Origin of the sequence: Psychrobacillus sp. FSL K6-4615 (assembly GCF_038008225.1) — a bacterium.
In the GTDB taxonomy this organism is placed as follows: domain Bacteria; phylum Bacillota; class Bacilli; order Bacillales_A; family Planococcaceae; genus Psychrobacillus; species Psychrobacillus psychrotolerans.
In genome coordinates, this window is the sequence record NZ_JBBOYQ010000001.1 from 3,387,558 (window position 1) to 3,414,156 (window position 26,599).

The 26,599-nt window shown below is 35.2% G+C and carries 31 protein-coding genes; 6 read left to right on the top strand and 25 right to left on the bottom strand.

What is annotated here, in order from left to right; genetic code table 11:
• On the top strand, positions 1–699 hold the full coding sequence (locus MKX53_RS16945) for an ABC transporter ATP-binding protein (RefSeq protein ID WP_340912759.1): 699 nt from the start codon (positions 1–3) through the stop codon (positions 697–699).
• A 262-nt stretch (positions 700–961) separates the two neighbouring features.
• On the top strand, positions 962–2,137 hold the full coding sequence (locus MKX53_RS16950; RefSeq protein ID WP_340912762.1) for an aminotransferase class I/II-fold pyridoxal phosphate-dependent enzyme: 1,176 nt from the start codon (positions 962–964) through the stop codon (positions 2,135–2,137).
• 69 nt (positions 2,138–2,206) lie between these two features.
• Here the strand turns inward: MKX53_RS16950 and MKX53_RS16955 are convergent, their stop codons facing one another.
• The 12 genes from MKX53_RS16955 to MKX53_RS17010 all read right to left on the bottom strand — a co-directional run bounded on the left by MKX53_RS16955 (position 2,207) and on the right by MKX53_RS17010 (position 12,477).
• The gene (locus MKX53_RS16955) at positions 2,207–3,874 is read right to left on the bottom strand and encodes a diguanylate cyclase domain-containing protein (protein WP_340912764.1); all 1,668 of its coding nucleotides are present in this window, start codon (positions 3,872–3,874) and stop codon (positions 2,207–2,209) included.
• Positions 3,875–3,972: 98 nt separating this feature from the next.
• A complete protein-coding gene (locus MKX53_RS16960; RefSeq protein ID WP_340912765.1) occupies positions 3,973–5,358 on the bottom strand; it encodes an MATE family efflux transporter in 1,386 nt (461 codons plus the stop codon).
• Between the two features lie 158 nt (positions 5,359–5,516).
• Positions 5,517–5,867, bottom strand: coding sequence for a hypothetical protein (locus MKX53_RS16965; RefSeq protein WP_340912768.1), 351 nt, complete (start codon positions 5,865–5,867; stop codon positions 5,517–5,519).
• A 92-nt stretch (positions 5,868–5,959) separates the two neighbouring features.
• Entirely contained in the window at positions 5,960–6,436 is a 477-nt protein-coding gene (locus tag MKX53_RS16970) for a glutathione peroxidase (protein WP_340763912.1), read from the bottom strand.
• Between the two features lie 5 nt (positions 6,437–6,441).
• Positions 6,442–6,879 (bottom strand): MarR family winged helix-turn-helix transcriptional regulator, encoded by a 438-nt coding sequence (locus tag MKX53_RS16975; RefSeq protein WP_340912770.1) that lies wholly within the window; start codon positions 6,877–6,879, stop codon positions 6,442–6,444.
• Between the two features lie 19 nt (positions 6,880–6,898).
• Positions 6,899–7,321, bottom strand: a complete 423-nt coding sequence (locus MKX53_RS16980; RefSeq protein ID WP_093537408.1) for an organic hydroperoxide resistance protein — start codon at positions 7,319–7,321, stop codon at positions 6,899–6,901.
• Between the two features lie 133 nt (positions 7,322–7,454).
• Complete coding sequence (locus MKX53_RS16985) at positions 7,455–7,976, bottom strand: tubby C-terminal domain-like protein (protein ID WP_340912771.1); 522 nt, start codon at positions 7,974–7,976, stop codon at positions 7,455–7,457.
• Positions 7,977–8,157: 181 nt separating this feature from the next.
• Positions 8,158–9,060, bottom strand: coding sequence for an NAD-dependent epimerase/dehydratase family protein (locus tag MKX53_RS16990; RefSeq protein ID WP_340912772.1), 903 nt, complete (start codon positions 9,058–9,060; stop codon positions 8,158–8,160).
• Positions 9,057–10,016 carry an NAD-dependent epimerase/dehydratase family protein gene (locus MKX53_RS16995; RefSeq protein ID WP_340912773.1) on the bottom strand — a complete coding sequence of 320 codons (960 nt, stop codon included), beginning with the start codon at positions 10,014–10,016 and terminating at the stop codon, positions 9,057–9,059. Before MKX53_RS16995 ends, MKX53_RS16990 begins: the two co-directional genes overlap by 4 nt.
• A gap of 165 nt (positions 10,017–10,181) precedes the next feature.
• A complete protein-coding gene (locus MKX53_RS17000) occupies positions 10,182–10,745 on the bottom strand; it encodes a hypothetical protein (RefSeq protein ID WP_340912774.1) in 564 nt (187 codons plus the stop codon).
• Positions 10,746–10,794: 49 nt separating this feature from the next.
• Positions 10,795–12,048, bottom strand: coding sequence for a glycosyltransferase family 4 protein (locus tag MKX53_RS17005; RefSeq protein ID WP_445678271.1), 1,254 nt, complete (start codon positions 12,046–12,048; stop codon positions 10,795–10,797).
• 69 nt (positions 12,049–12,117) lie between these two features.
• On the bottom strand, positions 12,118–12,477 hold the full coding sequence (locus tag MKX53_RS17010; protein ID WP_340763925.1) for a DUF4183 domain-containing protein: 360 nt from the start codon (positions 12,475–12,477) through the stop codon (positions 12,118–12,120).
• Positions 12,478–12,641: 164 nt separating this feature from the next.
• On the opposite strand from MKX53_RS17010, the gene MKX53_RS17015 reads away from it, so the two are divergent.
• From MKX53_RS17015 to MKX53_RS17025, 3 genes are all read left to right on the top strand, one after another.
• A complete protein-coding gene (locus MKX53_RS17015; protein WP_340763926.1) occupies positions 12,642–13,013 on the top strand; it encodes a DUF4183 domain-containing protein in 372 nt (123 codons plus the stop codon).
• Positions 13,014–13,313: 300 nt separating this feature from the next.
• On the top strand, positions 13,314–13,937 hold the full coding sequence (locus MKX53_RS17020) for a DUF1796 family putative cysteine peptidase (RefSeq protein WP_340912778.1): 624 nt from the start codon (positions 13,314–13,316) through the stop codon (positions 13,935–13,937).
• A 52-nt stretch (positions 13,938–13,989) separates the two neighbouring features.
• Positions 13,990–14,955: a polysaccharide biosynthesis protein gene (locus MKX53_RS17025; RefSeq protein WP_340913387.1), complete on the top strand. Its 966-nt coding sequence runs from the start codon at positions 13,990–13,992 to the stop codon at positions 14,953–14,955.
• 62 nt (positions 14,956–15,017) lie between these two features.
• Here MKX53_RS17025 and MKX53_RS17030 read toward each other — a convergent pair whose 3' ends face one another.
• The 12 genes from MKX53_RS17030 to MKX53_RS17085 form a co-directional block, all read right to left on the bottom strand.
• Positions 15,018–15,920, bottom strand: coding sequence for a DMT family transporter (locus MKX53_RS17030; protein ID WP_340912781.1), 903 nt, complete (start codon positions 15,918–15,920; stop codon positions 15,018–15,020).
• 108 nt (positions 15,921–16,028) lie between these two features.
• Positions 16,029–17,474, bottom strand: a complete 1,446-nt coding sequence (locus MKX53_RS17035; protein ID WP_340912783.1) for a hypothetical protein — start codon at positions 17,472–17,474, stop codon at positions 16,029–16,031.
• A 121-nt stretch (positions 17,475–17,595) separates the two neighbouring features.
• Entirely contained in the window at positions 17,596–17,811 is a 216-nt protein-coding gene (locus MKX53_RS17040) for a hypothetical protein (protein WP_340912786.1), read from the bottom strand.
• 53 nt (positions 17,812–17,864) lie between these two features.
• Entirely contained in the window at positions 17,865–18,335 is a 471-nt protein-coding gene (locus MKX53_RS17045; protein WP_340912787.1) for a YndM family protein, read from the bottom strand.
• A gap of 25 nt (positions 18,336–18,360) precedes the next feature.
• A complete protein-coding gene (locus MKX53_RS17050; RefSeq protein WP_340912788.1) occupies positions 18,361–19,299 on the bottom strand; it encodes a cytochrome c oxidase assembly protein in 939 nt (312 codons plus the stop codon).
• A 6-nt stretch (positions 19,300–19,305) separates the two neighbouring features.
• Positions 19,306–19,725: a DUF2243 domain-containing protein gene (locus MKX53_RS17055; protein ID WP_340913388.1), complete on the bottom strand. Its 420-nt coding sequence runs from the start codon at positions 19,723–19,725 to the stop codon at positions 19,306–19,308.
• Positions 19,726–20,203: 478 nt separating this feature from the next.
• Entirely contained in the window at positions 20,204–21,172 is a 969-nt protein-coding gene (locus tag MKX53_RS17060; protein WP_340912791.1) for a hypothetical protein, read from the bottom strand.
• 61 nt (positions 21,173–21,233) lie between these two features.
• The gene (locus tag MKX53_RS17065) at positions 21,234–22,007 is read right to left on the bottom strand and encodes a hypothetical protein (protein ID WP_340912792.1); all 774 of its coding nucleotides are present in this window, start codon (positions 22,005–22,007) and stop codon (positions 21,234–21,236) included.
• Between the two features lie 72 nt (positions 22,008–22,079).
• On the bottom strand, positions 22,080–22,859 hold the full coding sequence (locus MKX53_RS17070) for a hypothetical protein (protein ID WP_340912794.1): 780 nt from the start codon (positions 22,857–22,859) through the stop codon (positions 22,080–22,082).
• A gap of 59 nt (positions 22,860–22,918) precedes the next feature.
• Positions 22,919–23,341 (bottom strand): hypothetical protein, encoded by a 423-nt coding sequence (locus MKX53_RS17075; RefSeq protein ID WP_340912796.1) that lies wholly within the window; start codon positions 23,339–23,341, stop codon positions 22,919–22,921.
• An 851-nt stretch (positions 23,342–24,192) separates the two neighbouring features.
• Complete coding sequence (locus MKX53_RS17080) at positions 24,193–24,750, bottom strand: isochorismatase family protein (RefSeq protein ID WP_340912798.1); 558 nt, start codon at positions 24,748–24,750, stop codon at positions 24,193–24,195.
• 22 nt (positions 24,751–24,772) lie between these two features.
• The gene (locus MKX53_RS17085) at positions 24,773–25,291 is read right to left on the bottom strand and encodes a GNAT family N-acetyltransferase (protein WP_340912801.1); all 519 of its coding nucleotides are present in this window, start codon (positions 25,289–25,291) and stop codon (positions 24,773–24,775) included.
• A 412-nt stretch (positions 25,292–25,703) separates the two neighbouring features.
• Here MKX53_RS17085 and MKX53_RS17090 point away from each other — a divergent pair, with 412 nt between their 5' ends.
• Positions 25,704–25,994, top strand: a complete 291-nt coding sequence (locus MKX53_RS17090; RefSeq protein ID WP_340763945.1) for a YiaA/YiaB family inner membrane protein — start codon at positions 25,704–25,706, stop codon at positions 25,992–25,994.
• A 41-nt stretch (positions 25,995–26,035) separates the two neighbouring features.
• Here the strand turns inward: MKX53_RS17090 and MKX53_RS17095 are convergent, their stop codons facing one another.
• The gene (locus MKX53_RS17095; protein ID WP_340912803.1) at positions 26,036–26,584 is read right to left on the bottom strand and encodes a histidine phosphatase family protein; all 549 of its coding nucleotides are present in this window, start codon (positions 26,582–26,584) and stop codon (positions 26,036–26,038) included.
• Positions 26,585–26,599: the final 15 nt, after the last annotated feature.

The following is a 26,599-nucleotide window of genomic DNA, read 5'->3' on the forward strand; positions in this document are numbered from 1 at the left end:
TTGGCTATTTTAGAACTTAATAATGTAAAAAAATCATTTGGCAGTGGACATATGAAGGTAGATGCTTTAAAAGAAACTAATTTTTCTGCTGAACCAGGGGAGTTAATAGCAGTCATTGGTCCTTCAGGATCCGGGAAAAGTACCTTTTTAACAGTTGCAGGTGGACTACAAACTCCCACAAGTGGAGCTATATTAGTAAATAACAAGGATCTTGCCGATTTAAATGAAAAACAACGCTCCAAAATTAGACTAAAAGAAATAGGTTTTATCTTGCAAGCATCTAATCTAGTACCATTTTTAAATGTCGATAATCAAATGAAATTATTAGATAATGTAAAAAAAGATAATATGAGCAAAGAGGAATTGAATGCGTTATACGATAATCTTGGCATTAAAGAATTACGAAAAAAATATCCCGCTGATTTATCTGGTGGTGAACGTCAACGTGTCGCTATTGCTAAAGCCTTATATAGCAAACCTTCCATTCTCCTCGCAGATGAGCCTACCGCATCTCTAGATTCGGAAAAGGCCTATGAAGTGATGGAATTATTGAAAAAAGAAACAACACAAAATAAAACAACTACAATCGTCGTGACGCATGATACTCGTCTAATAGAGTATTGCGATAAGGTTTATGAAATGACGGATGGTGTACTAAAATTGAAGGAAACATCTAAAACATCGCAAGCAAGCCTTTAAAGAAAAGCCTTTTCTATCGCTTTCGAATCTGGATAGAATTCCCACTATAAGACTACAGAATTTCTAGGAGTATTGGCTGTGACACCCGTCACAATCAATACTCCTTTTTTCATGAATTTGATATCTTTAGTTGAGGTGAAAAACTGTTGGATTCTTCTTTTTTACCATTTGTAATATATCGCGTTCATGTTTCTCACAATTATATTGAAAATTGTGATATCATAAAACATAAAATTTTATTAATGAGTTAGGAGTGCTTATATTGAAAGTTCAACCATCTACTAAAATGTCGTTATTTGAAAAAGCTATTTTTGGAGATTTGAAAGCCGCAGCTGCTGCAAAGCAAGCTCAAGGTTTTGACTTATATGATTTAAGCTTAGGCAGCCCTGACCTTCCACCAGATGAACGTGCTAGAAAAGTATTATCAGATCTTAGCTTTGCAACGGATTCATACGGTTATACACTTACCGGAACTAAACGTTTCAATGAAGCTGTTGCAAATTATTATAAGCGTCGTTCCAATGTTATATTAAATCCAGAGACGCAAATTGTTCAAACAATGGGTTCCCAAGAAGGACTCGTTCATCTACCAATTGCCTTTTGTGATGAAGGAGATATCATTCTTACGACAAACCCTGGATATGTAGCCTATGACGCTGGCATTAAACTTGCCGGTGCTAAACCCTATTATATGGAGCTATTAGAAGAAAACGATTTTTTACCTAATCTAGATGCAATACCAGAAGAAGTTGCGGTAAAGGCAAAGCTAATGATATTGAATTTACCTGGAAATCCGGTTCCAGCAATGCCTGATCCGATTTTCTTTGAAAGAGTCGTAGCTTTTGCTAATAAGTACAATATTATTATTTTGCATGATGCGGCTTATTCAGAATTCTATTTTACTGGCGATGCACCGAACAGTTTCCTCTCAACACCAGGAGCTCTAGAAGTAGGTATGGAGATTAACTCTTTATCGAAGAGCTTTAGTCTAGCAGGAACACGCATTGCTTATATTGCAGGAAATGAAGAGATGATTAATATTATGAAACAATTAAAGTCGAATTTAGACTTTGGGATTTACGGCCCTATTCAAGAAGCTGGTATTGTTGTCTTAAATCACGCAGAGGAAATAACAGATCGACTACGTAAGATATTTTCCGAGAGATATCATTTCCTAACCCAGGCTTTAACTGATCTGGGTTGGAAGGTTGCACCTTCTACTGGAGGGATGTTCGTTTGGGCAAAATATCCCTATGAAATGAATGACAAGGATTTTGTATTTGAAGTAATCGATCAAACTGGTGTTGTAATGGTACCAGGCACTGTTTTTGGATCCGCTGGTGCTGGTTATGTTCGCATTGCATTAGTACAAGATATTAATATACTGAAACTAGCAGTGGAACAATTAAAGAAGTTAAAAGCACTTTCAATTTGCTGAATATCTTCATTTCTAGATCTAAAAAATAAAAAAGCAATCTCTAGTCATTTCACGACTTGAGATTGCTTTTTAATTGGAATGATTAAAACGAACTAAATTTTTACCGGAATTTTTAGCATCATACATAGCCTTATCCGCTTCTTTAAAAACGGATGTAGCCGTAGAACCACTTATAGAAGAAAATGCAATACCAATACTTGCAGAAATATTCAATACATAATCATCGATTGACCAAGAAGCCTGGATAGCTTGCTGAATATTTTCTACCTTTTCCAAGATTTGACCTTCCTCGTGGATATTGGCGATTAAGGCGATAAATTCATCTCCCCCTAATCTCGCTACAAAATCTTTGGAATCTAGGACTTCCCTTAACCTGCTACCAAACTCTTGAATAACATCGTCTCCTGTTTCATGTCCAAAGTTATCGTTGATTTGTTTAAAGTCATCAATGTCTATTAGGATTACCGCAAAGCCTTCACCCGTTTTTTCTTCTTGCTCTAAAATTTCCTGAAGGCGATTTGTAAAATAACGCCTATTTGGTAATCCTGTTAAAGAATCATGGTAGGCATAATACTCTAATTGGTCTACATTCTCTTTTTGCAACGAAATATCACGAGCAATTAGTAGCATGTATTTAAACTTGCCATTGTCATCAAATACCGGGGTACCATTTAGTTCAGTCCATATCCACCCCTTATTTACATGCATTGCTTTTAGCTCAACTTTGTAAGATTTCTTGTCTTTAATAGCTTGTTGAAAACGGTCTTCTAAAAGCACTACATCTCCTGGATGTATATTCAAAAATGGATGCTTTTCCCCAATTTGTTGGTCATATTCAAATATTTCTTTGCCAGAAGGTGAGACATATAAATACTCTTGCTTATCGTTCAATAAAATAATAACGTCTTGTACATTTTCTGCTATAATACGAAACTTTTCTTCACTATCAATATATTTGCTTGCAAGCTTGTCTAACTCTCTCATATCTTTTACTCCGACGAAAATGCCCGTTTGCCGTCCGTCTAATATAATTGGAGTTAGTTTTACTAAGCATCCCATTAAAGTTCCCGATTTGCCCAAAAAGTTTAACCGATAGTCCCTCAGTTCACCGTTTAATGCTTGAGCAAGACATTCTTTCGCTTCTTCTTTGTCTTTTATTTCTACAAAGTCGATAAAAAATTCTCCAATAAGTTCGTTCACTGTATAACCACTCAATTGTTCCAGTGCACGATTTCCACTAGTTATATATCCTTCCAAATCAATTTTAAATATAGCATCGGGATTATGGTCATAGAGAGATCTATATTCGGATTCTGTTGCTGCCAACTGACTTTGACTTTTCATCTTTTCGATTTCTATTAATCTCTCAGTTGTTATGTCCTTTGCTAGAGCCACGATATGCGTACATACTTCATCCTCGTTTAGGATTGGTGTTAAAGTTATCTCAACATAAATTCTGTCACCCGTTTTAATCTTAATATATTCCTTAAACAAGTGAATTTTCTTCTTCTTGATCACTTCCATACATTCTTTTTGTAGCTTGTTTGCAGGTTCTTCAGAGAGAATGCCATGTAACGATTTTCCAACTGCTTCATGAGTTAGGTTCAATATATTTTTCAAAGATGTATTTAAAAACTCACATATAAATTGTTTTTTTTCTTCGACCCTCAATATAAAGACCATTTCTGGAATTCCATACATAAGCGCTTTAACTAATGATAGATTTTCATTCGCCATGTTCATTCACCTCTTAATACAATATTTATATTTAAATATACACTACTAAGCTTATTGAATGGAAAAACAGACCAAGAATGAGCCAGATAGGAAATTATCTAGCTACCTCTTGGTCTGTCTTCCCCTTTTGAAGGTTGTATAAGCGCAAACTTTTCCCAACGTCTGCTTTTCCATCTAAAGAACATAATTGTAGCGCGGGTCCATTCATCTGCTGCTATGGCTAACCAAACTCCAACTAACCCTAGATCGAGTACAAATATTAAAAAGTATCCTAACGGTAAACTCATCATTACCATTGACAAGGCTCCCACAAATACAGGAAAAGTTGCATCACCTGCTGCACGTAAAGAATTGATAATGACTATATTTATCGTCCGACCAGTTTCTAAAAGAAAACTTAATAATAGTACAGATGCACCTATCTCAATTATTTCTTTATTGTCAGTGAATAATCCCATTAATGGATAGCGTAATACTATGACAATCGTCACCATTGTTACTGTAAAAATAACTGCCCATTTCACACTAAACCAGACGGACTTATATGCTTCCTCTTTTTCATTTGCACCTACAAGTCGCCCGACGATAATTGCCGTTCCCATTCCAATAGCAATTGCAAACAAGTATGTGAACATCGATATATTTACTGCATATTGTCTTGCAGCCAATGATTCGGCTCCTAAATAGGTCACATAGTACAGGAACACAATTTGACAACCCTGATACAAAATCTGTTCAAATGCAGACGGAAGACCGATCCGTAAAATTTTTGCAATATATTCTTTCGACAGAGTGAAATAATAATGCACTTGCACACGGTACTCCATTACCCGATAAAGCAACCAGAAAAAGACAAGCAAAGCTATAAAACGACTTAATACAGATGAAATAGCCGCACCTTGTACTCCTAGTTCTGGAAAACCAAATTTCCCGAAAATTAACGCGTAATTTCCTATTACATGAAAAACATTCATACCAAGAGAAACAAGCATGGTCTGTTTTGTATATCCATGTACACGAATAATAGCTGCGAGAGCATTAATAATGGCTTGTAAAAAAATTGCTCCACCAACAATTGTCAAATATTGATTTGCGTGAGCTAATACATCGCCTTGCAAATTCATCGCAACCATCATTTTTTTGGAAAATAGAACAAAACCAATACTCAGGATTACTCCGACACATAAATTTAATGTCACTGCCAAACCTGATATCTTTGATGCTTCTACATAACGTTTTGATCCTAGATATTGAGAAACGACAATCGCCGCACCATTACCGACAACTTCTAATACTAATATAGCTATGTGAATATACTGATTTGCCGCTCCCACTCCTGATACTGCATCATCCGAGAGTGCACTGAGCATAAAAGTATCGGCTATTCCCATTAACATAAATAAAAATACTTCTAAAAATATCGGCCAAGTCAAAGTAAATAAGCTTAACCTTTCCCCTAAATTGTTCTTTTTAGTGACTACCACTGCTACTCCTTCTTTATCCTGAAATTTTTAATAAGAAGAATCTTACCATAGAAACTAATTTTCTCCTATTGGTTTTTTGACTTAATACTAAATTTCTCCTGATCCTTCATACAAAAATACACGTTTGACTATTGAGGAAGTCAAACGTGCAATTATTATTATTCAATCCCTATATGTTTATGAATATACTCTTTAATCTCTGGAACAGATAACTCTATTTCATATGTCAAAAGATTATCCTTTACATAAGCTAATTTATTTCGCTCTACAGCATCAGATTGGATGTGTAAAATATTGTCTATATATAATATTCCTTCATTAGTAATCATTTGGTCATGGTCACTCAGCAAACCTTTGTTGTTTAGTGCTTCCTGAATACTAGTCAAATTATCTCCTAATGCCTTTGTTAAAACTTCCCCTAATTCTTCAGCATTTTTATCGTTTTTTTCCAAGAAATTACAAACGTAGTAAGCTAAAAGAATCTGTTCTTTCTCTACTAATCTCCCCATAGGTTTTCCCCATTTCATCTTTTTCACTATTATTCCTTTTTTCTCTCAAGATTAAACATAAAAAGTTAAATGGAGTCTTGTTTTGTTGAGGGTTATTCAGCAACTACTTTTGCAATGTCGGCTTTTATCGATTCCGGACTATCCGTTGGTGCATATCTTTTTATGATATTACCATTTTTATCGACAAGAAATTTAGTGAAATTCCATTTGATGCTTTTTGACAATATCCCTTTACTATTAGATGTTAAATGTTGAAATAGCGGGTGCGCTTCTTTACCATTTAACTTAGTCATTTCATGCATTGGAAATGTAACACCATAGCTCATTCGACATGCTTGCTCGGCTTCTTCCGCGTTACCTAACTCTTGTTTAAATTGATTCGACGGGAATCCTAAAACAACAAGCCCTTCTTCTTTATACTCATTATATATTTTTTCAAGCCCATCAAACTGACCGCTTAATCCACATTTAGTTGCTGTGTTTACGATAAGCATTGGTTTTCCCTTATACTCATTTAATTCGTACTCTTGGCCGTCCGATTTTTTCACTTTAATATCATAGATACTCAAATTACTCACTCCTTAAGTTGATTTAGAAATGCATTTAACTCTTTAAGGTTAGTCATTAAAGTCTTGGCGTTAATATCTAAATAATTGCAGCTAGTAATTTTACTAATAATTGCCCGTTCGATTGGTTTTTCTTGCTCTAATGCCTTTTCTGTCAATGAAATGACGAATGCTCGTTTATCCTTGTCAGACTGCTCTTTGTTAAGCCATCCATTTGTAATCATTCGGTTAATAATTGGATTTAAGGTTCCAATTCCTAGACCTAATTGATTTCCGATATCCTTCACTAACAAGTTATTCTGTTCCCATAACGTGAGCAATACTAGATATTGAGAGAATGTTAAATGGAATGGCTCCAAAGTTCGTGCATACAACTTAGAAAAGTTACTAGATGCTTTATAAACCTCGAAGCATAGCTGCTGTTCCAACTTGGAAGGATTGTTCATGAAAATCACACCTAAATTATTATTTTACGATTATTTCTACATCAATGGAATTTTTTACTGCTTTTGAATATGGGCAGTAATCATGCGCTTTTTTCACATACTTTTCTTTCAACTCATGATCGTCTAACCCAAAAATCTCTACTTCTAGCTTCGCAGCTAATTTCACTCCGCCGTTTTCTTTGTCCGCGATCAATGAAATAGTAGCAGTAACTTCACTTTTTTCTACTTTTACTTTATCCTGTTCTAACACAAGCTCTAAAGCACTGTTAAAGCAAGAACTGTATCCCGCAGCAAAAAGTTGTTCTGGATTTGATGCTGTAGTCGCTTCCCCGCCTAAAGCTTGTGGTTTAGCAATGTCCAAATAAAATATATTATCTAATGAATGTACCTCACCTTGTCGTCCACCAGTATTTACAATAGTTGTTTCGTATAATGTTTTCATTTTCTTTCCTCCTCTAGTTTGTATTGCGTTCCATCTAATTATCAGATTAAACTATATCGTGTACGATGTAAAATAATATGCATTACAAAAAAGTGTATGAAATTTTCCATCAGAAAATTCCACACACTTTTATTTAAGAACCTATAAACAATACACACTGACTAATCGCGATATAAAATCCGACATTATTTACAGGGGAGTTATCATTCACTTCAAGCTGAATTTTAAATAAATCATTAAGCTCTGCCTTCCACTTCGCGATCTCACTATCATTATAGATAAACTTAGACCAGTCTTCCATTTCCTTATCCAATTTTATCTGTACATTACCATCTGATATTAGTAAGTCTGGAACGAGCTCTTTCCATTTATCATAAGCAACTAAGTATTTATTCTCGTTAATATAGTCATAAACCTCAAAATAAACCCTACCTTTTCGAGATAGTTTTTTACACATGCAAATTAAATTCTCGTTAGTATCGTAAACGTTATAGATAAGAAAGTAACGGTAATCCATTATTTTATCTAACCGTTTTTTTAAACCATTAGAATAATATCGTTGAAATATAAAAACAACTTCTCCTCTTTCATTGTAAACAGGGGTTTTCGGATTCTCTGCAATATTAACCGGTTGTTCGTATGTATAGTTAGCCACGTTTATTCCTCCTGTGAAAATTACTACATAACTCGACTAAATTATTTCCCGGGAAACAAATCCCTATTAAGCTCTAATAGATTTAGGCTCTTCTAAATCTATATGTACCAAAGTAATGCTCATGAATCATATTAGCTCATGAGCATTCAACAACATTATCTGCACTTATAGATTTTATCATTTATGCTAGCGATTTACGCTGGTAATTTAGAATATCTTCCATTGATTTATCGAAGGGGATAAAAGATGACATATTTTCTACTATAAGATTAGAAGAATGCATAATCTCTTTTTCTTCTAATTTATCTTCAATAGACTCCACTGTGAACTCAACACTAGAAATGGCCTGCAAACTACCAGTAATTTCTTTTAAGTATCTTGGCAGTCCCGAGGTTATATTATGCATACTACCAGATTGACTTTTATTAAAAATAATTTCATATCCACTAACTGCATCACGCACATCTAGAAAATCGCGTTGGGCCAACAAATTGTTTATCTTGAGAACTTTTTCTGACCCTAGTAATTCCATCTCTGCAACCTTTTTAGCTAAAATAGAGCAAACCCCGTTTGATTTTCCTGGACCTATTAAATTCGATGGGTTTGCAATGACAATATCCATTTCATATAATAACTGCCAAGACCTTGCTACCAATGCTTGTAAGGTTTTACTTAAGCTATATGGATGTTCCAAAGTTGTAATATCATTTATATCAAATTGAAGAGTAGACCCCACGACTACAACCCTACATTCAGGAATTTCATGTCTAATTGCTTCCAGTAAATAAGCTGTGGACATTGTATTTACTTCTAAAGAAGCGATTGGATTTGTCCAGGATGAGGGTACATGATTTTGCCCTGCCAAATGGAGGACTCTGTCTGGATTGTGCTTTTGTATCAAGTCCATTATTTCATTTTTATTTGTTAAATCACATGGTTCGATTTGCATTTGACTACCTTCTAAAGTAAATGGCTTTCTAGAAACTCCAATTACTTCGTAGCCAGCTTGTTGAAAATGACGACAGGCATGAATACCTGTAAAACCTGTGGCCCCTGTTATTAATAACTTCGTCTGGTTGGTCATCCCATTAGCTCGTTCTCAAAATATGCACTAGAAATATCTCTTTCTAATTGCTTATTAAATGTATACGTTTCTCTTAAACCATCCTCGATTGTATATGACGGATTCCAGTTTAATAGATTTCTAGCTTTTTCATTGCACAAGCAACTATTTTTAATATCCCCTTCCCTCGGTGCGGTAAACTCTCGTTGAATGGATATTCCATGAATCTCTGTTAATAAGGATAATATATCGTTTATGGAAGTCTTTTGTGAGGTACTTACCTGGATCGTTTCTTGATCACCTAACTCCAATGCCGCAATATTGGCGGCAACAATGTCCTTTACGTAGATAAAGTCTCTCGTTTGCTGTCCATCGCCATGTACATTGATAGGTCCACCTTTTTGAAGTCGATCTAAAAATACAGAAACAACCCCACCCTCTCCTTTAGGAAGTTGCCGCGGACCGTATACATTGGCATACCTTAAAATTGTATACGATTGTCTATAGAGCTCGTAGAAAAGCCTTATGTAAGACTCAGCAGTTAACTTGGACAAACCATAAAATGAAGCAGGAACTGTGATTTCTTCTTCCGAAATTATTTCATTGTTTAAATTTCCGTATACAGCGGAGGTGCTGGCAAATATAAACTTCCCCACTTTTGCCCTACGACAAGCCTCTAGTACATTAAGAGTGCCGATAATATTTATATTTCCATCATACTTAGGGTATTGTACAGATTTTCCCACATCGGCTTGTGCAGCTAAGTGATAAAACGCATCTGGTCTGATATTCATAATTACTTTACTTGCTTCCTCGCTACATATATCAATGACGTGTAATCGTGCTTGTGGATTGATATTTTCCTTCCGCCCAGACAGCAAGTTATCTATAATATGAACCTCAATACCTCTGTCTATAAGTGCATCAACAAGATGAGAGCCTATGAAGCCCGCCCCCCCTGAAACTATTACTTTCATATTCAATCTCCTTTTGGCTTTTTAATAATATATGCAGGATGAACAGAAAGATGGGGACATGTGCCTGAGAAAAGTGTGAAAGTCCAAAAACAGATTAGACAATTCGTTCGATAAGCAACAAAAAAATGAATGAATCATTAAAGAATCATTCATCTGAAGATTTTTTTAAGAAGAATTGCTGAAATTATGTTTCATAATAATCGGTGCAGCCGTATTATATCGTTTTGCCCATATACCTATATCTGTTTTAGTACTAGGAATCAAATAAGTGCTGGGGAGATTTTTCATAATTTCTTCCCAGATACGATTATCCACAAATGTTTTAGAATTACCTGCTAATGGAGAGAAAATATCTTCGTAATACTCACTACTCATAGGTTTCATTAATTTTATGGTTACAGTTGGTGGAATCTCATACCCCTCTGGCAAATTACTCAGTATATCTGTCCATACACTCCGATCTACAAATAAGTTTGGAGTTATTGGCGAATATGGAAACAACAAATTATAATAATCTGATTTCATCGGTTTCAGCAAATTGATTGTTGAAGGATTTGGAAATTGCGTTTCGTTTGGAATCGAACTATCTATCTGATCCCACACCTCTTTAACAATAGCTACTTCTGAGTTAAATCCATTACTAGAAAACCTAGAATTGTAATTTTCTGATGAAACAATGGTTTCTTCTTTTATGGACGAATCTGGCACCGATTTTTTATGGTTCCACAACCCTCTCCACCAAGTCTGACACTTGTAAAATATGGCCAGAAAAAAAAGGTTAATGTAGTGGATTATGCGGGACATCTTCTTCACCATTCTTCCTCATGGAAATGGCATCATTGTAGACTTCCAGTAAACTTTTTACCCCTTGATCAATCGACCAATGTGTCATACCCCATTTTTTCGCATTTGTTCCTAGTTTCTTTCGCAACTGCTCATTATCTAAAAGTAAATTTATGTTTTCAAACAACATATTAGAATCACCAGGAGGTGTTAATATACCCGTCACATTATGCTGGACCATTTCAGGCAAACCTCCAACGTCGCTGACTATTGTTGCTTTCCCAGCAATCTGCGCTTCGATTAACGACAATGGCTGATTTTCTAACAATGTTGGCAATATATAAATATCAGCCTTTCCTAATAAAGCTGGAATATCATCACGTTTCCCTAGAAATTGAACGTAATCATCTAAACCAAGCACCTTACATTTAACTCGTAGTTTAGATTCACTATCCCCTGACCCCACTATCCAACAAACCCAATCTTGTCGTTCCTTTTTTAGTTTCCCTAAAGTGTCTATCAAATACTGAATTCCTTTTAGATCAATTAGTCTTCCTGTATAGATAAGCACCTTTTTGTTTTTTGGTGGCGTAATAAGTGACTTCACTTTCATTTGCTTAATGAAGCTTTCAGTATCAAACCCATAATGGAGAACTTTTATTTGTTCCTCCGCTACTTTAAATTCATCTATCAGTATATTTTTCAACCAATTGTTCGCTACAACAGTTATTTCCGCAGTATTTGCTCCTAATTTTTCTAAGTCATCGTAATATGCTCTGGCAATATAAGAATTGGGCGTTTTGTGAATGGTGGTTAGTTGGTGATGGATTTCATGTGCGACAGAACCATGTAAAGTTGCAACGAGCGGAACATGTTTAGGTCGAATTCGATCGATACAAGCTGTAGAAATAACATCTTGTGTGTGTATCAAATCATAATCATCTAACCCAAAGTAAGCTGTTCCCAGTTCGAAAATATATCGTTGAAACTCTGTATATTCAACTAATTTATTTTCATAAATTTCTGGATAATTTTCTTTATTTATCTTCGCTTGAAGTAATGGCAACAACTTGTCTCTAGTAATCTTTTGATCGGAACCTATCATATGGATATTCAAATTATCCTCATCATAACCAAGTACATTTACTTCATGTCCAAGCTGTTCCAACTTCTTTTTCAAATGAACCATATAGTTCCAAACTCCACCTAAATGGGGAATAGGCCAATATGTGGCTAGCAAGATTTTCAAATTATACATCTCCCCGTTTTAACCGCATGTTCTATACTTATTGCTGTTGACTTCAATTGGTGTGGGCTTTTAAATTTGAATCATTTGAAGAACAATTGGACATCCCTTTTCAGGTACATCTTCCGTCAATAACAAAAGTCTTCCTTCCGATACTAGGTAATTTATTTTCGGCTGTAAAATCCCGTTTATAAAAAGGTTCATATAAGACGCATTTGCTGGATTCATCATTTGTTGAAGCCCACAATCAGCAATAGCATCTTGTTCTGTATATACTTTCTTCACACCATCCGATAATACAAAAAGTTCAGTTGTCACAACCGTTCTATGGCTCACTACTTTGGACTCTGACTTACTTACCTTTAAAGGAATGATTAAAGGCTCCGAAAAGTATGCCGTCGCTTTCCGCGGGACGTACGGTTGGTTTATCATTTCTTCCCTCCTAACATATAAATAAAGTTAGTGTATCCATGAAATAATAAAAGTGTGTATACATTAGGCCCTTCTTCTCATTTTCCGAAAAAATGCTCAAATGCCCATACCTCTCTCTGACTTTTAGTCATATGTTGAAAGAGAAATGAAAAGGAGGAACACGTTTGGCTTTAAAAATTGTTAAATTAGCTATCACGCCAAAACAAACGATTTCAACTTCACCTACTGTCGCACGCTACTTTCATGAGGTGCCAGAAACTATCACAGAGGTTACCACTCATAAGATTAATGCATCCGATTTTCTAAATGATCAGGGGGAAATAGCTCAATCGTTACCAGTTCTAAATCTAAACAACAGTTACTTTAATGTATATATAAATGGGGTACTACAAATGGATGAAAATTTCTCTTATACGGCTGGAGAAGACGGAATAGGCTCTTTACTTCTCTCTCTCCCCGATGATTCGGAAATTCCTAAAGGTACTCCCATTATTATGGAGACGGTCAACTTTCATCCAGAGATAGTATCAGAATAGACAGGGAAACCTGTCTTTTTTTATTTGTACTTTCTCTATTTTTTCCCGCAGCAATATTATAATCGAGAATAGTATAGACTATCACTGATAAAAGTCGGACATTGATAAGACAATAACAGACACAATACCAATTTTCTTAGTGAGATAATCTCGGGGAATCTCTAGGCAATCTTTATTATCTATCCTTAAATTATTTTCTACTTATAGGAAACTCGCCCCTGCTCTATTTCATTCTCCAGCATTAACTATTAATAAGGTGCATGTACGCCTTGACGCTAGAGAATGAAGGAGGTGAAATAATTGAATTTAAGTCAACTTAAAGGAGAATATGATGCCATATTTAGCCTTGGGGACCTTTGCTTAGCATCCATACAATTGAAAAAACACAACTTGAGACCATACTCAGGCGTACTAGATTGGATGGCTAGTATAGACCTATCAAAGGTAAATGAACTGCTAGAAAATCGTTTTATAGGGTTTCTTGAATATGATAACTTACGTGTGATCGGTTACGCCGATGATTTTATATGCGTTTCAGATGATGGCTATAATCTTGTTTCCAATCATGATTTTGATGGAGAAAAAAATACATTAACTTATTTAGGGGGCTATGCAGAAGTAATGGAGAAGTATGAACGAAGAATTCAACGCTTTCTTTCAGAAATGGAAAATGCTAAAAGAATATTGTTCGTTCGAACAGAAGGTACACTCGAGGATGCAGCTGTTTTACAAGACGTGCTTTCCAGAATAGTAAAACACGACTTCAGTATCCTACTTATCAATCACACATATGTACCAGGAATTGTAGAAAAAAGTTGGCCTTTAGAAAAAGTTTGTTCGATTGAGTTTCCTAATAAAGATAAATGGGAAGGAAATCACGACTTATGGGAAGAGGTGTTAAGCGGGATTCGTTTGCGTACGTAGCTTAATGTACAAAACGTCTCTAAAATCAAACAATTATTAGGGAGGAAAAATGGTGTTTACCAATGCAACAATATTGATAACCGGGGGGACAGGCTCATGGGGAATTGAACTAGTCACACAACTTCTTCTTCTTGACCCTAGGAAAGTTATTATTTTTTCAAGAAACGAAAATAGACAAGTCATGATGCGCCAGAACTTTGAAGATACAAGATTACAATTTAGTATAGGGGATATACGAGACGAAAACGCTCTATCTTCCGTATGTGCTGGTGTAGATTATGTCTTTCACTTAGCCGCACTAAAACATGTCCCCGTATGTGAGGAAAATCCTTTAGAAGCTATTAAAACAAATATAGTCGGAACGCAGAATGTAATTGAAGCTTCCATTAAGAACCAAGTCAAAAAAGTAATTTATATTTCTACTGATAAAGCTGCAGATCCAGCTAATACGTACGGAATGACAAAAGCACTTGGGGAAAAGCTGATTCTTGGTGCAAACGAATTAGGTTCGCACACTAGGTTCTTATGCATTCGAGGAGGGAATGTGCTTGGAAGCAGCGGCAGCGTACTACCAATTTTCATCAGACAACTAGAAGAAGAAAACAAAATCCGGATAACCGATAAAAAGATGACACGTTATTTTGTCACACCAAAACAAGCGATTAAAACGCTACTTCAAGCTACAGAGTTGGGAAATGGAGGAGAAATTTTTGTCATGCATATGAATGCTTGTAATATACTCGACTTGGCAGAAGTTCTCATCGAGTATTACAACAAAAAAAATGTTCATATCATTGAAACCGGTGCTCGAGTCGGAGAAAAGACTCATGAAGTATTAGTAGCAGAAAACGAAATACCAATGGCCACCGTATTTAACAAGGATCTGATAAAAATTGCCCCTGTGAACTCTACCAGCAAAACTTCTTCTATACCTTCTATTCTAGTAGATACAAAACAAAATTTAATGACAAAACAAGAAATTAAAGAACTATTAGTAGAAGGAGGCTTTCTAAAGTAAAAGTACATTTCAAATTGCCTTTAAAATAGTAAATAACAAAAAACTAGACTCGCCTAAATTGTCTAGTTTTTTTGTATTTCACTTTTAGGATACCTTTTCATCTGCTGTAGGATAAACAAAAACACCCCGACTAGCACTAGAATACCACCAACAATTTGCCAGCCTACTAATCGTTCTCCTAGGAAAATAGCAGCAAGGATAGTTGCTCCTACCGGCTCTCCTAAAATACTCATAGATATCGTAGTAGCTGTTACATAATTCATCAACCAATTGTTTATCAAATGAGAAATAGTCGGTACTACCGCTAACAACACAAAAATTCCCCACTCTCTTGAATCATACCCTCCCATAGCAACACCTGCGAGTAGGTTATAGACAATGAGTGCAATAGCGGCAAAGCCAAAGACAGTGAAACTATAAATCCAATGGGAAACTACTTTCACTGCTTTTTGCCCGATCAATAAATATCCAACAACCGCAATCACACTTAGAAAAGAAAGTATATCGCCAAGAATGGCATTTCTACTTAGACCAAAATCGCCCCATCCGACCATCACCGCTCCTATTACAGCAATACCCATGGTCATAAGTGCGGATTTCGTAGTTCTCTCTTTAAACCAAATGACACCACCAACCAACGCGATAATCGGCTGCAATGCCAAAATAATTGTTGAGCTAGCAACTGTTGTCAGTTTTAAAGAACCAAACCATAGTGCAAAATGTAGAGCTAAGAACATACCTGCGACAAACAGTAATAGCCATTCTCTGTTTGTTAGTTTTTTAAACTCTGCCCTTTTAATCCATACAACTGGCAGTAATAGCAGGGTCGCTAAAATCATTCGATACATACTTAATATAGTTGCGGGCGCATGAGACCACTTGACGAAAATAGCAGCAAACGAAATTGCTATTATGGAAATGATTAATGGTAATACAATTGATTTGGATGCATTTGCTTGATTCACTAACTTACCCCGTTCTATTAATTTTCTTTGCTTATAAACTAATCTTAATATACTGGATAAAATTAAAATAAGAAATACAAAAAACTTCTCATTTTACAATAAGAAGTTTTAGGACTTATCTCTTTTCCACTTTCTGTATCTATCATAAATACCTTTACAAGTAGTGTAACCTATTATAGCGATCGCAAGACCAATTCCTGTTAATGCTGTAATAAGTGATATCCACTCAAAAAAGGAATATCCCGGAACCTTTGACCAATCTGTTTTTCCCTTCCAATCCTCAATAACAAGATTCATCCCATAGATACCCGAAACTACTGTGAATATAGTTAACATAAACAGCAATGAGTTACGTCGTTTGCTTGCTTGATTGTTTTGAGCCTTATATAGATCATCTACAGTTTGTCTTACCTCAGCAAAAAGATCTTGTAAACGAAATACTTCCCGCAACTTCTGGGTAAGCTCTTTTCCTTCTGTTCTAGCCGAAACCTCTTCAAAATAATAGCGTGAATAGAATTTTGATATGAGTTCTATTAACTCCTCTACATATCTTTTATCCTTTGCCCAACTGACTTCACTATGTTCATAAGAAACTTTTAACAATATAATTTTATAATAGTAATGCAACATTAAATTATAATAATGCACACTCATAAATTGAGAAACACTTTGTTTTAACTGTTCTTTTTTCTTATTAGAGATAGTGACCTGAGTATGTTCAGAAGAAATTGTATATGTATGCGGCGCCCAACGATCATGAATACGCTCATCAACATAGCGGTTTACATATTCTGGGTTGGAACTAGAGATAAATGCATTTCCGTCTATATCCTTACCATCTAAATGCGCCAAGCGGAACAGCTGATCTTTTGTTATTTCAGTTTTATCATCCGCTATCAAGAAAACAGAAGTATACATTCGCTCATCCTCAAAATAAGGAAGACTCCCGTAATAACCCGCTAATTTGTCATTATGGATGATATACGGCTTTAACGGTAAACAAATATAGTCAAAAACAAGTTCATTTGTATTATTGAACACTTTACCATCATGGTGGATTTTAGCACCTTTATCCTTGGGAAGCTTGGGTTCAAGCACACAAAAATGATCAATACAATCCAATAAATTCGTCAATGTTTCCCGCTCTTGATCCATTGCTACGCGGATCGTAATGATACCGATACCGAATGGACACAAGACAATATCCATACTATTAATGATAAAATTTAATGTATTGTCATGTACTTCGTATACAAACGTATCTTTAATTACTTTGGAGTAACGCAAAAACCCCCTATTTTTAATCGAAGGAGGGAAGAGCTTATCTTCAATAAATGGCAGAAAAAATTGATCCAATTCCTCATTCGAAATGTTAATATTTTCTCCATAGTACTTATCTTGTAGCTCTTCATTATCTAAAGTAAAAAACGTATAATGATTCTTTTCAAGTTGTGCCATTAGCTCTTTCCGCTCTTTCTCTCGAAAAGAAAACGGAAAAAAATACGTCATATATGCATCAGTAATATTCAAGGGTTGGATTTCTATTTTATCCATTTAAGTTCTCTCCCTTGTTTGTCATTATTATTCTTTACCACCGTACATTCATCTATAAACCAAAATACAGTCATTCCTAAAGTTTACTTTAGGAATGACTGTATTAGCTTAACTAATTTTACTAAAGATTGTTGTTGTTGTTGTTATTGTTGCGGTTATTGTTACGTTGGTTTTGGTTGTTGTTGTTTCTGTTTTGTTCGTTTTGGTTTTGCTCGTTTAGATTGTCAAAGTTGAAATCTTCACCGAACTCAGCTGGATTGTTTTGGTTATTGTTATTGCGATTGTTGTTGTTATTATTATTGTTGTTATTGTTATTTCGGTTATTATTGTTTCCCATGACTGCTCACCTCCCTGACTGTATTAGATTGGTCCAAATAGTGAATTATATACTTACTTTTTAAACTTTTTATCAGTGCTTTTTTCTTGTGCTATCGAATCAGTATTGAATTCCTCAGCAAACTCCGTTTGGAGATTCGTTCGATTATAGTATCCAACCTTCTCATCAGGATTAGCTTTCTTTGGTTCAAAGATATTTGTGTCCATATATCGATGCAACAAGAATTCTCCTATCATTAACAACAGTCCAGATATAAAAGAAGCTGTCCCTAGAGCAATTGGTTGCTCATAAAAATATGATCCCAACAAGTAAATGACGGCATAGGCAATGACAAAGTCACTTATCCCCGCCCAAGTATTTCCTATTCTAGGTAATATAAAGACATCTCCTACATATCCTACAGCAGTTAGAACCACACTAGTAATGAGTATATTCGTAAAAGAAACGTCATAAAAAATGCCTAAAACAATCCATAGCACCGCAGTTATCATGACAAACTTCATTAATAATGCTTTCATATACATTTTTTAAACCCACCTTCCAAACGCTTTACCTTTTTTTAGTAAATGGATCGGCCTTAGACTGTTGCTTTGCAAACCATTCATTTATTTCACGATAACTCATTCCCGCATTTGCATTTAACCTTTTTACTTCCTCAATGTCTGTCCCTGCAACTGTAAATTTTTTATTATTACTTATAGCAAACCCTTCCTTTCCATTATTAAATGTAGGTCGACTTTTTTTGTACCATTGATAAAACAAGATTATAAGTAGCCCTACCTCCACAGTGTCCCCTCCATAGTACATAATCATGCTACCTAATTCCGCTTGATCACTTGGCACTCCCGTTGGAGGATTCGCATAAATATATTTGGAGAGAACGGAATGACCTGCTAAAGCCAATACAAAAACAAAAGTTCGGTATAAGTAACTTTTTCTAAAGGCTGTCACATCCACATAAATGATGGAAATTGTAAATACATACCCAGCTAAGAAAATATGTGTATGAATAATTACATATAGGAGCATATTTTCGTGCATCATAAGAAATAAATCGGTTGTGTAAAGCATCCACAAGCCACCAATATTTAATATAGAAGCAACAACTGGATGCTGAACAAAATGTAAAGGACGGCTGTTGCGTAAAATTTTAGTTAGTTTCCTTGCTGTTGGGATACTAATCGTACGGAGGAGTAGCGTCACTGGAGTCCCTAAAGCCATCAAAAGTGGTGCCAGCATCCCCAGTAATACATGCCCAATCATATGAGCAGAAAAGTCTGCGTGCGATAAATCTGCGATGGGACCAACTAGTGAAAGCAGCGCACATAATATACCAAAGCTCCACGCTACTATCCGGTACCCTGGCCATGTTTTTTTCTTTCGATTAGACAGAACTACTGCCAATATATATATAACAAAAAACAGGATAAATGGAATTGCTAAAAAAATTTGGAGAGCAGCAGCTGGATACTGTTCATGAGTATGCACCTAAGGTCAGCCCTCCTTTTTATGATTTGTCTGTTGTATTAAAATAGCTCCGGTCAAAATCATTAAGGCAGCTAAAATATTCCATACCAAATCATAGGGTAGTATATCTACGCCATAGCGAATCTGGTGTAAACCCATCCATTTATGCTGAATAATACCGTCATACAGTTGAAATACACCTGCACCTAAAAGAATTCCACCAATCCATCTCTTCAACCAAAATGCATGACGCCTATGAAGGTCTGCTAGTAGAAACGATGCTCCTATCGTAGCTATAAAACTAAACGCATGAAAGAGACCGTCCGACACTAATCCAATATCGGTAGTAGATTTATCATAAAAATGGTGCCAATGAAGAAGTTGATGAAAAACTACTTCATCTATAAATGCCACAATCCCAAGTCCAAATAAAATGCCTGTCCACATATTCTGTTTGGCATATGCTTTTTTGTTCGGATTTTGTCTAAAATCAGAGGAAGCGCTTATTGAATTGGTCATTTTAAAACCCCTTTTTAGACTAGCTTTTCCTTTTCTTTAAGGAATTAAACTTTTCACCAATAATTCGTGTCTAATGTTAAGCGAAACAGAGATATTTTTGTAAGAATGAAACTGTTATTAACAATATATCCACAGAAATTTCTGACAACTATAAAATTTATTTCCATCTATACATAGCTCGCCTAACCTAGGAAGAGCCTCTCTTTCAAAGTATATCCCATTGTGTTTTAGTCCATAAAAATTATCGTTAATTTAAACCCTATCTTTAAATATGTGTATAAGTTTTCAAGAATCACTATCTACCCATTATTTTTACTCTCAGTATAAAAAACTAAGACTTATTCTCGCCTAAAAAATAAATACCAGGGAAATCAACAATGTTAGTTGTTAATTTCCCTGGTATTTTTTATTTTTTAACTGCACTTAACTTTTGGTTTAATAAATATAAAACAGATTCAGTAAAATGCCCTGGAGCAACTCGTGACATCTCTTCGATTGTTTTATATTGTATTAGATGAAAGTGCTGATGTTTTTCTAGACCCGGTAAAATACTATTCAAAATTCCTCGAGCTTGCGAGTTCATCAGAATATCCGAGAAAGAGGTATCAATAGAGAATACGTCATCTGTAACTGCCAGTTCTTCTATTTGTACGTTAGAAGTGTTCGGCTTAACAAACCAATCCGTAACAGCATAAATATCAACCTCGACAGGAGGAGACACAACAGGTTCTTTTTGCACAGGAGACGATGAGGCTTTAACTTCTTTTTCAGGAGCTTTTTCTGTTTCGGGAATTACTTCTGTCTCAGGTTTTGGCGTTGGTGACGTTTCTACTGCAGGGGCAGGTTTTGTTTCAGGGACCACTACTAGATCCGGAGCCGATGCAGGAACAGGTGCTGTTGCGGGCATTGGAACGGTTACCAACTTTAACTGCGCCGCTTGACCATCTAATTGTGCTTTTGCATTTTCTAAAATAATATCTATATTTTTCATAACTGTAGCTTGTTGCTCACTACTATCAATAGTCATTCCTGCTTTTATGTTATTAGCATATTCTTGTAAAGCTGCAATACGTGTTTGTTTTTGAGTTGCTGTAAAGCTATTCAGCTGATTTTCAGCAGCTTGGATTTCTCTTTGAAGTTCCACCTCTAGGTTCTGCATTAAACGATCTCTTTCTAAAGAGACGGCGCCTTCAATTTCTTGAACGGATTCCACTTTTTTGTTGTTAAACCAATTAGTCAGTAAGCCTTGAATATCTAAATCAGCTAGAGCAGTTTTCATCCCACCTGAAAATCCCAAAATTACAATTATTCCAATAGTAATTGTTGTTCTTTTAAATTTCCTTTTCTTTTTGTACTTGTCAATTCTACTCAGCATTTACATACCTCCAATTAGAAGAATAAGAACCTCTATGGAAAGAGGTTCTTATTGATTTTAATTAATTATTCATGCCACTTACTAAATCATCTAATTCTTTTAGTCCCGCTATTTGTAAACCTTTAGCTGTCATTGTAATTATTTTTTCTTGCTCTTTAACTAATGCAGTTGTTTTCTTTGTAATCTCCCCTCGTAGTTCAACAATTTTAGCATCAATCATACCCTTTATTTCTACTACTGTTAAATCTCTTTCTTTATCAAGTTTAGTTTGAAGATCAGACTTTGCCCAATAGATTGTATCCTTTAAATCTTTTACCGCTAATGCCGTCGCTGCTTTAACATCTGTGTTTACTTTTTCAACAGCTGCTTTTCCAGCCTTATCTGTATATTGAGCTAAGTCATTATTTGCATACTTTAATGCTTCTTTACCCGCCTCGTTTATTAAGCCTTGGGTATACGTTGAAAGAGAATCAAATTGACCTGCAAGGTATGTTTCAATATGAGCTTTTTCTTCTTTAATAGAATCGATATGCTCACGACTACGGTCATCGATATTACCACTTGCTACCTCTGTGACAAATCCACCTTTTTCATTAATACTAGCCCCAGCACCAGTTTTAATGGTGTTATATTCTTTTGTTAACCCATCTACTTTGCTTCCTGCATAATCAGCTACTTGTTTATTTACTTCACCTGATGAACTAGTAAATTGAGTTTTATACCAATTCTTTAGATTTAGCCCAGCGTCAGATGCACCAAATGCTGCTCCTACTCCCGCAAATAATGTTACTGCTACTGTGCCTGCAATTACTTTACCTTTAACTGTTTTCATCATAATGAATATCTCCCTTTGAATTTATATTTTATAAAGTACATCTTGCAATTATCAAATATATTAATTTTTCTTTTACTTTTCATTAATTAATGCATTTACTCGTTCTTCTAACTTTAATTTAGCAGCTACTTCTAGTTCTGCTGCTTTTGATGAGATTGCAGTCTGTTGAGAGGTTACTAATTCTCCTGTTTTCTTCGTAATTAAATCAAGGAGCCTAGCAATCTCAGTATCTACTGTTTTGTTAATGGACTCGATTGATGCAGTACTCTTTTTGTTAAGAAGATCTTGTAAGAAACCTTTTGTTGTACGAATCTCCCATTCCAAATCACTAATTGCTTTATTGGTTTCCTTTTCTATTTCCGTATTTAAATAAGTTAAGGCATCTGTACCTTGCTTATTAGTGTGCCCCTTTAAATCTAGTTCTGCTAAACCATAAGTAATTTTGCTAGCAGCTAATATCGCCTTATTCGCATCATCTTCAATTTTCTTAAATTGATTGTCAATATTACTTTGAATTTCAGCTTTTTTGGTATTTACTGAGTTTATATAATCTCTACTTTCTTTGTGAATTGAACTTTTAGCAGCTTCTGTTTCAGTATTTCTTGTCCCAGTAATACTTTCAGTAGCACCTTTTTTTAATTCTTTTGTTGCATTGTTAAATTCCAACAACTTTTGGGCAGAGTGTTTTGTTGATTCACTTGCTACTTCCGTATTTGCCTTTTTAAATTGCTTGTCATACCAACCTTTTAAGCCTATTCCTGCATCTGTTGCGCCAAACGCTACCCCTGTTGTTGATATTAGTCCGACTATTACTGCACCTGCAATTACTTTACGTTTAATTATTTTTTTCAATGAAATACCTCCCTTGAACTACAGTCTTAGTTTCCTTATAAAAAACATGAAATAACTACTTAATTACTTAATACATCTGCCAATAGACTTTCAATCTCTTGTCCAATTTCTTCTTCTAGAAGCTCATCGTTCATATACTCGTCAAAGCTAACCTTTTCTAAATTGCTTATTGATTCTGCAAGACTATTTTTCGTATCATTAGAAAAATCTCCTAAATTGGAGGTTGTTTCTGTTATCTGAGTACCGAGAAAACTTGAAACTTCAGAATTAAATTTGTCTTTTGATTCCAAGAGAAGTAATTTTATTTCTACAAGGACCTCTTTAATATTCGTTGTTGTTGCAATTCCTACTGCCCCACTTTCATCTTGTAATGTTTGACCATACCATTTAGAAAGGGAGGTTCGCGGCAAGCCGCTGGCGTAAATGCTACTGGATCCTAGCAGAATACAAAATACTAAAATAATTCCTACAACTTTTTTCATTGTTTACAACCCCTTTTGCACTACCGTCAAAAAAATGACTATATACCCGCATTTTTATACCTAAATAATTTCGAATAACAACCCCCTATTAGGTCTTTAGTTTATTTTTTCTTTCACTTCTTTTCCACATCTGATTATTTAGTGACAGAAGATTAACATAATTATACTTTTGCTAAATTTGCGAACAACATCTTCTTCATAACTTCTACTTTTTCTACAAACAAAGTCATAACTTCTGCAGTTGCGACTTATTGTAGGGGTATAAAGTTACAAAAAGACTCCTCCCTTCTTCAAAAACCCCCTAAAAACAAGCCCAATTACTTATCACCAAATAAAAAAATGCATAAAATTAATTTTACGCATTTCTTTTTACCTATATTTGATTCATTTCTTCACCTTATAACCAAATCCCTCTATGATGAATTCATCTTTTAGTGATGTCTAAATAAAATATATTGATTCCTTACGTTGCATCCAATGCTTCTTCTATAAATTGAAGTATTTTCTGACTAACCGGATAAAGACTTAACACTTCCGAATCTTTTTTCGATTTAATAAACTCCCATAACTTATCTGTTAGTTCTTCATTAGCAAATGTAGTGTTGGATATGTTGCGGAGATTTTCTATCGAGGACTTCTATATAAATGGATTAGTGTAAAGTGGGGGTGCTAGCTGGTAAATTACCAAGTTCCTTTGTGTTTATAGGTACACATTCCTACCTAGTCTTAATGGCAATGCTGTAGTATGAACAGCTAAAGGTCAAAAAAACTCCTCACTAATTTTAAGGTGAGGAGTTTATATTGTTATGCGATTTGATTAATAATGCCACAAAAACACTTTTTACTTACTCCTAGCGATGCATATCATGTTGTGGCTGAAACAAATCTTCTTCAGCATTTCTAACCATAGAAAAGTTATCTACATTATAATGTCCATGCAGTATTTTATTGTGGTGATTAATAATCTGCTCCGCTGAAAGAACAGATGACCCAGTTGTTGAATGTCCATCTCCAACTAATGTAACGTCTAATTGTGAAACGGTTGCAGTACGTACCGCTGTATCGATGCAATGCTCAGTCTGACATCCCATAATTACTACGTGTTTAATCTCGTGTTTATCAAGATATTCCTTTAATCCAGTTCCATAAAATGAGTTCGTTGCAGCTTTATCGAATGTCTTCGAGTCTGTTGGTAGATTAATATCTCTGTGTACTTGAAACCCTTCACCTTTTCCTTCTGCCACATCTGTATCTCTCACAAAAATGATCAAAGCGTCTGATTCAGTGGCTTTCTTTATTACTAAATTGATATTTTCAATTAGCTTTTCTTTTTGAAATACACTAACCTCTTGGTCATTTCCTTCTATTAACTCCTGTTGCGCATCGATGATTAATAATGCTTGTTTCATAACCACACCTCTTTTTATTTTTTCAATTCCTGGACGAATGAAGCTCCCATTCCATTAAAAGACTACTATCTTCTAATTCTTTCACAACTCGAAACCCGCATTTTTGATAACACTTTATAGCTTGCAAGTTAGTGCTTTTGACATCCAGTACCACTGTATTGATGCCTATTCTGAAATATAAATACTCTAACAAAGCACTAATCATCCGAGTCCCTATCCCTTTACCCCATAAATCAGATCTTCCTATAAATTGATCAATTCCATAGATAGGTTCTTTCCAAGGATAGCCGTATATTTTTAACTGCTCTTTAGAAACTTTATAATATTGAATATAGCCTATCGATTCTTCTTTATATTCCACAATGCAAGGCATCACGTAATGCTCATCATTAATTCTCGGACCGTACTTTGCAATTACTTGTTCTAATGTCAGCCTCGGACCATAATACTCTATGACCAAATCATCATTTAGCCATTTTGCCATGTAAGGAAAGTCGCTTTCTCTCATAATTCTAATAGTCACGTCATATTTATGAATCATAGCGCTCTCGCTTACTTGTCACAAAAATTCGGAAGATCGGCATGGATATAATATCCCTCCATTAATATTTTGCCATTATTAAACAGTGACACACCATACGTTTCCCATGATACAGTTATCAGTTCAACATCGTGACCTTCTAGAAATCCCATTTCTTAGTGATTCATCTGATTCCACACACTGGATGGTTACTTCAACTCATCGGTGATCAGTAGATTTTGCTTACTACATGAAACGAGTAAACGTGAGATAAGTAATATAAGATAACAAAACATTTTTGGGGATGAAAAAACATAGCTACCCACTTTCTTGTAATTATCTTATACTTCTTAATATTTCATATTATCAATCATCTTTACTAGAATATAATTCATACAATAACTATTAGAACGAATCTAAAGGGGAGTATGACATGAATCAAAAACGGTATCGCAGGCGTAATACGATGGCATTTACAGTACTTGCTTACTTTACGTTATTTGCAGGTGTTGTTATGTTCTGCATCGGGCTTTATAACGCAGACAATCTGCAGCTTAATGAAAAAGGATATTATATCGCAGTAATGATTTTGGTTGCAGTTGGAGCCATTCTTACACAAAAAGTTACTCGAGATAATGCTGAGGACAACGACATCATTGCGGAACAAGAACAGGAACGACAAATGAGCAGCAACCGAATCCCATCGAGTTCTAAAGAGTCTTAATAAAAGTTTAAATCCTGTCGTTATTTTTACACAGGATTTTTTTATTGTTCTATTTTGTTTATGTATATAACGCCATTAACTTGCTCCAATAAAAAAATATCTGGGTTTTTCATCTGTTGCCAATGAGCAAACCCAAAGGTTGGATCATAGTGATTAATGAGTAGCGACAAAATATTTCCGTGAGTAACAATTCCTACGCAATGCTTTTGTTTGTGTTCAAACACCTCCTCTAATACTTTTCGTATACGGGAAAGTGCATGATTACTAGACTCCCCACCTAAAAATATTAAATCTCTTTCTATAAACGTTCTCTCTAGTTGTTCTAACCAGTCCTCCATAGGTTCTGCACTCAACCTGCGTTCTTGTAAATTTTCATCTATAAGGACAGGAATTTTATTGCTTTCGGAAAACGGTTCAATAGTTTGGAGTGTTCTTTTGTAGGGACTTGAAATAATATAATCGATCTGTAATTTCTCTAACAAAGGAACTAACTGTATGGCTTTTTCTTTCCCTTCATTCGTTAACTCCGCAGATGGCTCTTGCCCCGTTGCCTCACAATGTCTGATTAAATAAATTTTCTTTCCTACCATCTAATCACCCCTCTA